At 55.0% G+C, this 10,293-nt stretch carries 6 protein-coding genes; 1 reads left to right on the top strand and 5 read right to left on the bottom strand.

The features are described 5' to 3' along the window. Positions 1-208: 208 nt before the first annotated feature. Positions 209-2,254: an ATP-dependent DNA helicase RecG gene (gene recG, locus RUMCAL_RS10355; protein WP_021682813.1), complete on the bottom strand. Its 2,046-nt coding sequence runs from the start codon at positions 2,252-2,254 to the stop codon at positions 209-211. Positions 2,255-2,407: 153 nt separating this feature from the next. Further along, positions 2,408-3,874: an ABC transporter substrate-binding protein gene (locus RUMCAL_RS10350; protein ID WP_084194408.1), complete on the bottom strand. Its 1,467-nt coding sequence runs from the start codon at positions 3,872-3,874 to the stop codon at positions 2,408-2,410. A gap of 240 nt (positions 3,875-4,114) precedes the next feature. Between RUMCAL_RS10350 and rnhA the strand changes: the two genes are divergently transcribed. Next, entirely contained in the window at positions 4,115-4,552 is a 438-nt protein-coding gene (gene rnhA / locus RUMCAL_RS10345) for a ribonuclease HI (protein ID WP_021682810.1), read from the top strand. A 330-nt stretch (positions 4,553-4,882) separates the two neighbouring features. Here rnhA and RUMCAL_RS10340 read toward each other — a convergent pair whose 3' ends face one another. The 3 genes from RUMCAL_RS10340 to pth all read right to left on the bottom strand — a co-directional run bounded on the left by RUMCAL_RS10340 (position 4,883) and on the right by pth (position 10,128). Next, positions 4,883-5,812, bottom strand: a complete 930-nt coding sequence (locus RUMCAL_RS10340) for a hypothetical protein (protein WP_040647928.1) — start codon at positions 5,810-5,812, stop codon at positions 4,883-4,885. A gap of 161 nt (positions 5,813-5,973) precedes the next feature. Next, positions 5,974-9,438 (bottom strand): transcription-repair coupling factor, encoded by a 3,465-nt coding sequence (gene mfd / locus RUMCAL_RS10335; RefSeq protein WP_021682807.1) that lies wholly within the window; start codon positions 9,436-9,438, stop codon positions 5,974-5,976. A gap of 57 nt (positions 9,439-9,495) precedes the next feature. Beyond that, on the bottom strand, positions 9,496-10,128 hold the full coding sequence (pth, locus tag RUMCAL_RS10330; RefSeq protein WP_021682806.1) for an aminoacyl-tRNA hydrolase: 633 nt from the start codon (positions 10,126-10,128) through the stop codon (positions 9,496-9,498). Positions 10,129-10,293: the final 165 nt, after the last annotated feature.

Genomic DNA, 10,293 nt, shown 5'->3' with positions numbered 1-10,293 from the left:
AGGCAGATGCTCTCCCAGCTGAGCTAAGCTTCCACTTGCTTGTCTTTCCGGTGTTTTTTGTGTTTTCCTCACCGGCGACTATTACAGTATATCACATTGCAAGGGGTTTGTCAAGCGTTTTTTTCAAAAAAATCGAAAAAACGCACACTTTGTTATGTCTGTATAGTTTCAACATTGTTCCATTGTGTGATATGCACATGAAAGCCGTCTAATTTCTGCCATTTTCGCCGCTGCGACGGAACAGCCGCAGTACTTCCAGCCGCAACGCCCCATGTTCGGGAGCCGACAGATCCGCATCTTTTTCCAGAATTTTTTTTGCCGTTTCCTGCACTTCATGGAGCAGCTGGGTGTCATGGGACAGGTCGGCGATCTGTAACGGCGGCAGACCGTGCTGCCGCTGCCCGAAAAAGTCCCCCGGCCCCCGCAGCTGTAAATCCGCCTCCGCGATCTGAAAGCCGTCGTTGGTACGGCTCATGATCTGCATGCGGGTGCGGCAGTCCTCCGTCACGTGGTCGGTCATGAGGATACAGTAACTCTGTGCACTGCCCCGTCCCACGCGGCCCCGCAGCTGGTGCAGCTGGGACAAGCCGAACCGTTCAGCGTTTTCGATCAGCAAAATGGTAGCGTTTGGCACATCAACGCCAACTTCAATCACGGTGGTGCTGACCAGCAGATCCAGTTCATGGTTCCGGAACGCCGTCATCACGTTGTCCTTCTCTGCCGGCTTCATTCTGCCGTGGAGCAGTCCCACCCGATAGGCAGAGAACGCCCCTGCCTGTATGGACTCTGCATAGCTGGAAACCGCCTGTAATTCGCTCTCGTCCCGATCGTCGATCATGGGGCAGACAATATAGCCCTGATGCCCCTGTTCCAGCTGCTGCCGGATAAAGCTGTACGCCCGCTGCCGCAGCTTTCCGGTGACTGCAAAAGTCTGCACCGGCAGCCGTCCGCGGGGCAGTTCTTTCAGAACAGAAATGTCCAGATCGCCGTAGATCATCAGAGCCAGCGTGCGGGGAATCGGCGTCGCCGACATGACCAGCTTGTGAGGACAGCCGCCCTTGTCCGCCAGCAGCGTCCGCTGTGCCACGCCGAAGCGATGCTGCTCGTCCGTAATTACCAGCCCCAGCCGTGCAAAGGAAACCTCTTTCTGAAAAATCGCATGGGTGCCCACCACCAGCGTCATGCTGCCGTCCGCCAGTGCTTCGTAAATCTCCCGCCGTTCCTTGGCACGGACAGAGCCGGTGAGCAGCCCCACAGACACGCCCAGCGGCTCCAGAAACTGCTGCATGGTGTGATAGTGCTGCACCGCCAGAATTTCCGTCGGAGCCATCAGAGCACACTGCATGCCGTTCCGTGCGGCAAAATAGCACGCCGCCGCCGCAACCGCAGTTTTCCCGCTGCCCACATCGCCCTGTAACAGGCGGTTCATGGGAGCATCACCGCACAGGTCGGCTGTAATTTCCTCCACTGCATGCTTCTGTCCTGCCGTCATGGTAAACGGCAACGCCCCGTAAAACGGTTCCAGATCGGTATCCTGCCGCATGGGATAGGCAGACCGCCGCCGGTTGTCCGCACGGCGTATCAGCATGCCCAGCTGCAATTGCAGCAGTTCGTCAAAGGCAAGCCGCCGGCGAGCCGTTTCCATCAGTGCCGGATTGGCAGGAAAATGCACCTGTTCCAGTGCCGCCGTCAGGGGCAGCAGTCCGTGTTCCAGACGCATCTCCTCCGGCATCCAGTCGAAAGGCTGCTGCCGCATCAGTTCGATCGCCTGCTTGACTGCCCGCACCAGAATCGGCATGGTAATGCCGCTGGTCAAAGGATAGGACGGGTAGATCAGTTCCTTGCTGTCGTCCGCCAGCACGTGAGGTGCAGAAATTTCCCGCCGCAGCAGTCCGCCCTGCAATTTGCCGGACATGCGGTACCAGCTTCCCGTGTGCAGAGCCTGAAAGCCGTAGGGGTTGTTGTATAAGATCACCGTCACGTCATTCAGCCCGTCCGTGGCAACCGCCTTGAAAATGGTCATGCCCTTGCGGATAAACTGCGGGGCAAGCTTGTGCACGATCTGCACCCGAATCACACAGGGTTCTCCCGTAGGTGCCGCCGCAACGGGGACAGGGTGGCTGTAGTCCAGATACCCCCGCGGCACATGGTACAGCAAATCATAGGGAGTGCGGATCCCCAGCTTTTCCAGAGCCTCCGCCCGCTTGGTGCCAATGCCTTTCAGGTTGGCAACCGGCTGAAATAATGCGTCCATGAAACGATTCCTCCTTTCTGAAAAAATGTTGTTCGAGGGAACACAGCCTCTTTCGCTCTATTATAGCACAGTTTTCTGCAAAAGGCAACAAAAAGCTTCCCCGCCAACGCGAAGAAGCTTTTTTTCAAAAAATCTCAAAGAAGGATATTTGTCTTATTTGTTGTTGTAGCCATCAATGACTTCATCGATCACAGAGGACCACTCGTCACGCAGTACAGCCCAGGAGTCCTTGTCGCCGTTCAGCAGTGCAGAGGTCAGGTTGTTCATGACACCTCTGGTTTCGTAGGTGTATTCGCCGTCGCCGTACATTCTGCTGCCCATGCCGTAGCCGAAGTCGAATACCGGTGTGATGTTCTTCGGATCCTTGTAATCCTGCAACGCATCATACTGTTCCTCGGTCACATAGGACTTCAGCTTGCCCTGTGCATTGACTTCCGGAATGATCGCCTTTTCCTTGGCAGCGTCCTTGTATTCGTCGATCATAGCTGCCAGACGCTCACATTTGATGTACGCTGCAACTGCATCGCCCTTGTCAGAATTCTTGACCAGCATCTTTGCACCGAAGTTGCAGTTCAGATAGTATTCATCGCTGCCCGGCTGCTTCGGGAACGGTACGATCATTAGATCGTTTTCTTCCACAAAGCCGTCATCTTCATAGTCCGGATTCGGATCCGCCTTGACATTCGATGCACCCAGTGCCCAGTCTGCCATGCCGAAGAACAGCGTGGAGCCGTCGTCCGGCAGATAGCCGTACCATGTGGGATCATACAGACCAAGGCTCATGATTTCTTCCATTACACCCTCAGCTTCTTCAATTGCCGGATTGCTGATATTGTTGGAGAACTTGGAGCCGTCATACTTGACAAATGTTTCGCCGGTAGACTGCACCATTGCCTGACCAAACCAGCCGTTGATGCCGTAGCGGGTTTCGCCGTCCTTGGCATTGGAAACGAACGTTTTCATCATGTCCATGAAAGCGTCCCAGTCCCACTTGTCCTTCTTGTACAGCTCGTAAGGATCGTCCAGACCGTTCTCCTCACACAGGGAACGGTTATAGGTGATCAGCAGCGGATCAGACAGGCAGTACGGTACTACATAATGCTTGTCCTTATACTTGAACATTTCAATAACGTCTGACATATCCGACCAGATGTCGTCGCTCAGATCCAGATAGTCGTCCAGCGGCTGATACTGTTCCTTGGTCACGCCGTTGGGCACAGCGTCCCACTCATAGGGGAACATGTCCACCGGATCGCCGCCCAGAATACGGCTTGCCAGTGTGTCAAACTTGGTGTCAGAGGTACAGGAAACATACTCCACCTTTGCACCATATTTGTCCTCGAACAGCGACAGGGCAACGCTTCTGTCCTGATTGTTCTTCGGGTTGATGTCATAGTCTGCCAGCCAGTAAATGGTCTGTCCCTTAATGTCCGGATCATTCTTGACCATATCGTCTACCAGAGAAGCATCAATGGCAACGTCGTCCTTTTCCTTATAGGCAGATTCTGCCTCGGAGGAAGAAGCACTCTTGGAATCGTCCGAACCGCCGCCGCAGGCACCCAGTACTCCCACCATTGTCAAAGCCATCAGTGCCGCCAGCATACGTTTTAAAGTTCTCATTCTTGTAAAAAACTCCCTTCCAAATTATATCGCACAAAAAACGATTCGTGTCACGAATCTAGCACTTGTATTATAGCATAAAATTTGAGAAAGGTCAAGCATTTCAGACGGTCAACTTGCACAAATTGTGGGAAATATTTTTGGAAATCCCACAGAACATGCCCGTGCAAATTGCCGGTTGCAGAATTTTCAAATATATAGTATAATAGAACCTATGCAGAAAATACAAGGAGGCAACATATGAAAACAGTACAGATCTTCACAGACGGAGCATGCAGCGGCAACCCCGGACCGGGCGGCTGGGGAGCGATCCTGCGGTACGGCACCGCGGAAAAGGAACTCTCCGGCGGCGAACACGAAACCACCAACAACCGCATGGAACTGACCGGTGTCATCGAAGCCCTGTCCGCCCTGAAAGAACCGTGCAACGTTCTGCTGACTACGGACAGCAAATACGTGGTGGACAGCATCACCAAGGGCTGGGTCTACGGCTGGCAGAAACGGGGCTGGGTCAAGTCGGACAAGAAGCCTGCACTGAATGTGGACTTGTGGAAACAGCTGCTCCCGCTGCTGGAAAAGCATCAGGTCACATTCCACTGGGTCAAGGGACACGCCGGTCACCCCGAAAACGAACGCTGCGACCAACTGGCAGTAATCCAGCGGGATCGGAATGCGTGAAATCGTATTAAGGAAACACTGCATAAAGCCCGCCTGACGGCTTTGCACGCAATCTGCGTACAGATTTTCCCGTCATATTGCCCAGAAATCCCTTGCCATAATAACGGCAGTCTGCCTGCGGAATTTCTGAGCAATCTGCCAAAAAATCTGACTACGCATCTTACGCACAAGCTTTATGCAGTGTTTCCTTAACCAGACAATGACAGGAACATTGCCCATATCCCCACAAACGGAAAAGTCCCCACTCTTTCGAGTGAGGACTTTTCCTGTATTATAGGGGTAAAAATGAAAAAATGAGACTGTCAAAAATAAGATTCGCCAGAAGCAGAATTACTTCTTCTTTCTGGTGATCGTGTATGCACCAACGCCCAAAGCTGCGGTTGCTACTGCACCCAGTGCGACTGCGGCAATGCCAAAGTCACCAGTCTGAGAAGTCTTTGCATTGTTGGTACCGCTCTTGGAGCTGTTGGAACTGGAAGAACCACCGGAGCTGCTGTTATTGCCGCTGTTGGAAGAACCACCATTGCTGCCGTTGGAAGAACCGCCGTTGCCGCCTGCTGCGGTAGTTGTAGTTTCGCCTGCTGCAGTGGTCTTGCTCGGATCAGCAGTTGTACCATTCGGATCTGTGTTCTGCGGTGCCTCAGTGGTAGATGCCGGATCAGTAGTTGCCGTACCGCCGCCAGCTTCAATACCGCTGATATTGAAGTTTACAACCAAGGTGTCGCCTTCACCCAAGCCGCCTGCACTAGACAGATCCTTGTCGATATTATTTTCATGCGTACTGGAACCCCAGTTGTCCAGAATGCTGTAACGCAGGCACTTGCCGTCATCAGCAGTTCTCAGAGAAGTAGCAGATTCCCGCATTGCAATTGTTCCGGTCGAACCATCTGTATGCTTAATTTCAATAGAATTGATCTTGATCTTTGCTGTGCCGTCCTTAAACGGATCGCCGCCTTCTTCTACAAATGAATATACGTTGATGTTTGAATCCAGACTCAGATACTCAATAGTAGCAGATCCCTTTTCAAATGTAACGGAGCAGCTGTAATCACCGTCTTTATCGATAGACGCATCAGTAGTGGTAGCCATTTCACCCGGATTCCACTGCTGCTCGCTGCCGGCAGAAACAGCCATATAAACTGTGTACGGTGCACCAGTTGCCGGCTGTAATGCATATGCACTTAAGCTTGCTCCTACAACAGAAACCGCTGCAACCGCAGATGCCGCAACAGCTGCCATGATCTTCTTCATAAACTTCATTGTAAGCTCCTCCTTATTCACGCACTGCCACGCAATGCGTTTCACATTCTTTCAGTATTATAGCACATTTCAAAAAAGCTGTCTATGCACATTTTGACTAAATTTCAAGAGGAAATCCGTTAACTTCGACAAAAACCGCACAAAATTGCACTGCGGCAGTATTATTTCACGCTGCTTTTCCCAGCTTTTCCTAAAACGTCCAAGACTTCGCGGAACAATTCCAATGGCGGTTCTCCCGCCAGTTCCACGCCGAGATAGGGCTTCCCCACGCTGCCGAACTGCACCCGTCCCCGATACTTCCGGGACAGTGCCCCGATCATTTCCGCCGTGGGGTGCTCCATATAGAACAGCATGCTGCCGCCACGCTGGTTGATCTCCGTGATCCCCAGCTGTGCCGCTGTGTTCCGCAGACGGGACACAGTGATCAGCCCCTGCACCGATTTCGGCGGTTCGCCGTACCGGTCGATCAGTTCGTCCAGCAGGTCCATTTCGTCCTCCTGATTCCGCACGCCGGCGATCTTCCGGTACATATCCAGCCGCTGGCTCAGGCTCTCCATGTAGCTTTCCGGAATATGGGCATCGATCTGAATATCCACGGTGCACTCTGCCGTTTCCTGTATCGGCTCGCCCTTGGCTTCCGCCACAGCTTCGCCCAGCAGCCGCAGGTACATGTCATAGCCCACGGATTCCATGTGTCCGTGCTGTCTGCCGCCCAGCAGACTGCCTGCTCCGCGAATTTCCAAGTCCCGCAGGGCAATGTGAAAGCCGCTGCCGAACTGGGTAAATTCCCGCATTGCCGCCAGCCGCCGCGTGGATTCCTCCCGCAGCACCTTGTCCCGCTGAAACGTGAAATAGGCATAAGCACGGCGGTTGGAACGTCCGACACGTCCCCGCAGCTGATACAGCTGGGACAGTCCGAAGCAGTCGGCATTTTCAATAATGAGGGTGTTCACGTTCGGCACGTCCACGCCGGTTTCGATAATGGTCGTGCAGACCAGAATATCCGCCTCATGTTCCACCAGCTTCCGCCAGATCTCCGACATTTCCGCCTCGCCCATTCGCCCGTGTGCCACCAGAATCCGTGCGTCCGGCAGATACCGCTGCAGCTTCGCCGCGGTGAACTCAATGGTGTCAATGCGGTTGTGGATATAGTACACCTGTCCGCCCCGTTTCAGTTCCCGCTGAATCGCCTGCACCAGTACCGGCTCGCTGTACTCCATGACATAAGTCTGCACCGGATAGCGATCCTGCGGCGGCTGGGAGATGACGGACATATCCCGTATGCCGCTCATTGCCATATTCAATGTGCGGGGAATGGGCGTTGCCGACAAGGTCAGCATATCCACGCCGGCAAACATGTGCTTGAACTTTTCCTTGTGTGCCACGCCGAACCGCTGTTCCTCGTCCACGATCGCCAGCCCCAGCGAACGGAATTCCACGTCTTTCTGCACAATACGGTGGGTGCCGATAATGACATCCGCCTTGCCGCTTCTGATCTCTTTCAGAATCTCTTTCTGCCGCTTCTGGGGAACAAAGCGGGACAGCATCACCACGTTCACCGGAAAATGTTCAAACCGGCGGACTGCCGTCTGATAATGCTGCATGGCGAGCACAGTGGTCGGCACCAGAATGGCACACTGTTTCCCGCTCATGACGCATTTCATTGCCGCACGGAGAGCCACCTCTGTTTTTCCGAAGCCCACGTCGCCGCAGAGCAGCCGTTCCATGGGGCGTTCCTGCTCCATGTCGTGCTTGATCTCGTCGATGCATGCCAGCTGATCTTCCGTTTCCACATAGGGGAACCGAGCCTCAAAGTCATGCTGTTCCGGACTGTCCGGTTCAAAGGCAAAGCCCCTGGTCTTTTCCCGCTTGGCATACAGTGCCAGCAGTTCGTCCGCCATATCTTTCACCGCACGGCGGACGTTGCTGCGAGTCTTCTGCCACTCCGGCGAGGACAGCCGGCTGAGTTTTACGTTGGAATCTTCCCGCGGACCGATGTATTTCGTCACCATGTCCAGCTGTGTGACCGGCACATACAAGTTTTCCTTGCCGGCATACTGAATGGTGATGTAGTCCTTGGTCACGCCCTCCAGTTCCAGCTTGCGGATTCCCAGAAACCGGCCGATACCGTGCAGGGCATGCACCACCAGATCGCCGGGGACAATGTCCGCCAGTGTCCGGATCTCCTCACCGCGGCGGTGCTGTTTCCGCCGCCGTGTGCCGGCGTGGAGTGCTCTGCCCTGTGTGATGAGAGCCGTTTTGGTTTCCGGATAGGCGAAGCCGCCGGACAGGCTGCCGGTGCGGAGATAGACCACGCCCGCACGCCACACGCTGTCCGGTTCCGCCAGTTCGCAGCGGATCCCGCTTTCCTGCAAGTCCTGCTGCAAGATCGGCAGCGTTTTTTCACTGCCGGCACAGAGCATGGTGCAGTAGCCCTGACTGCTGTACTCCTGCAAGTCCTCAGTCAGCTGCCGCAGTTCCCCGCCCCACGGGGCGTTCTGGACTGCCTGCACACTGAGCAGCTTCTGAAATTCCACATGTTCGCCGCCTTGCAGGAAATTGCTGCAATACACCTGAAAGCGTTTGTCCAGCTTCGCCGCCGTTTCCGCAGGGTCCTGATAATAGCCCTCCAGACCGCGGCAAAGGCTGCCCTCCTCCAGCAGCAGCTTGCAGTCCTCCTGATACTGTGCCATCAGCCCACGCTGGCTCTCCACAATGGCACCGTATTCGCTCCAGCAGACGATCTCCATGCCGTAATCATACAGCATCGGCGGCTGCTCCCACAGCAGCGGGGCGTACTTATCCAGATGCACCGGAATCATGCCGGCTTCCAGATGATCGGCATCGGCATAAAGCTTTTCCCGCACCAGATCGGCACGGCGAATGCGGAGCGACTTTCCCAGCATACGAATTTTCTTCGCCAGCTCCGCAGGGTCGCAGAGGGTTTCCCGTGCCGGCGGCACCAGCACCTCGTCCAGCGGGTCTGTCCGCCGCTGGGTTTCCGGATCGAAATAGTGCATGGTGTCAATGGTATCGTCCCAGAATTCCAGCCGCACCGGAGCCGAAAGCTGCACCGGAAAGATGTCCACAATATCACCGCGGACGGAGAATTGTCCCTGACCGGAAACGCTGTCCCCGCGGACATAGCCGCAGTCCGTCAGCTTTCTGGTCAGTTCCGACAGGTCTGCCGTGCCGTCCTGCTGTAATAATATGGTATGTCCCCGCAGCTGTTCCGGCGAAAGGGTGGGCTGGAGCAGAGCCTCGATGCTGGCGGCAACCACCTTGCACTGCCCGTTCTGCAACGCAGCCAGTGCTCCGATCCTGGCGTGTTCATAGGCAGTGGTGATGCCCTCTACCGGTGTCAGAATCACTTCTTTCGCCGGAAATACCCATGCCGCAGTTTCTTCCAGCATGGTGTTGACATCATCACAGAGCCGACGTGCCTCTGCTTCGTCGGCAGTGATGACCAGAACCGGTGCCGAGGTCTGGCTCAATGCCGCCAGCAGGTGTGCCTTGTGAATCTGGGAAACGCCGGTAAAGGACACCGGTGTCACACCCTCCTGCCTTGCCCGCATCAGTTCCTGATATGCCGACAGCTGTTCCATTGTTGCGGTAAAAAACTGCATGGCTGATTCCCCTGCCTTTCGTTTCTAAGAAAACACGGATTAGTGACTGTACAGAGATTAGTGACTGTACAGATTCATTGCGGTGTTCATGTCGCCGCCCACGATCTTCACGGCAGCATCTGCGGCGTGTTCCAGTGCCGGCTGCAGGGCAGTCATATCCTCCTCGCTGAACTTGGACAGCACCCAGTCCGCCAGATCATACTGGGGATTTGGCTTCGCCCCCACGCCTACGCGGATACGGGGAAATTCCTCCGTGCCCAGCTGTGCGATAATGCTCTTGATGCCGTTGTGTCCGCCGGCACTGCCCTTTCGCCGCAGCCGCAGCTTTCCCGGCGGCAGGGAGATGTCATCATAAATGACCAGCACCTGCTCCGGCGGGATCTTGTAGAAGTTCGCCGCCGCCGCAATGGCATCGCCGCTGAGGTTCATGTATGTCGTCGGCTGCATCAGCAGGCAGCGTACTTCCCCCAGCATCGCCTCGCAGCAGTTGGACTGAAACTTCATCTGGTTCAGTTTTACGCCGCCGCACTGTTTCGCCAGTTCCTCCACCGCCAGAAAGCCGGCATTGTGGCGGGTGTGTTCGTATTCCAGCCCGGGGTTTCCCAGACCGGCAACGATCCAGCTCAGCTTGCCGTGCACTCTGCCGGCGGAACCTGACTCGATCTGCTGAAATAAATCAAAAATGCCCATTTTTCCTATAACCTGCTTCATGCGGCACCAGAGCCTTCCGATGCCGCATGAATCCTTTCGCTAATACTGCTTTCCGTTTTTTGTCAGCGGGCACAGCATGCTGTGCCCTGTCCTCTAGGCAATACCACATAAAAATTTGCAAGCAGATGGCGTGCAAAGTCGCCA

The organism is Ruminococcus callidus ATCC 27760, assembly GCF_000468015.1.
GTDB lineage: Bacteria > Bacillota > Clostridia > Oscillospirales > Ruminococcaceae > Ruminococcus_C > Ruminococcus_C callidus.
This window is presented reverse-complemented; position numbering and strand designations above follow the sequence as displayed.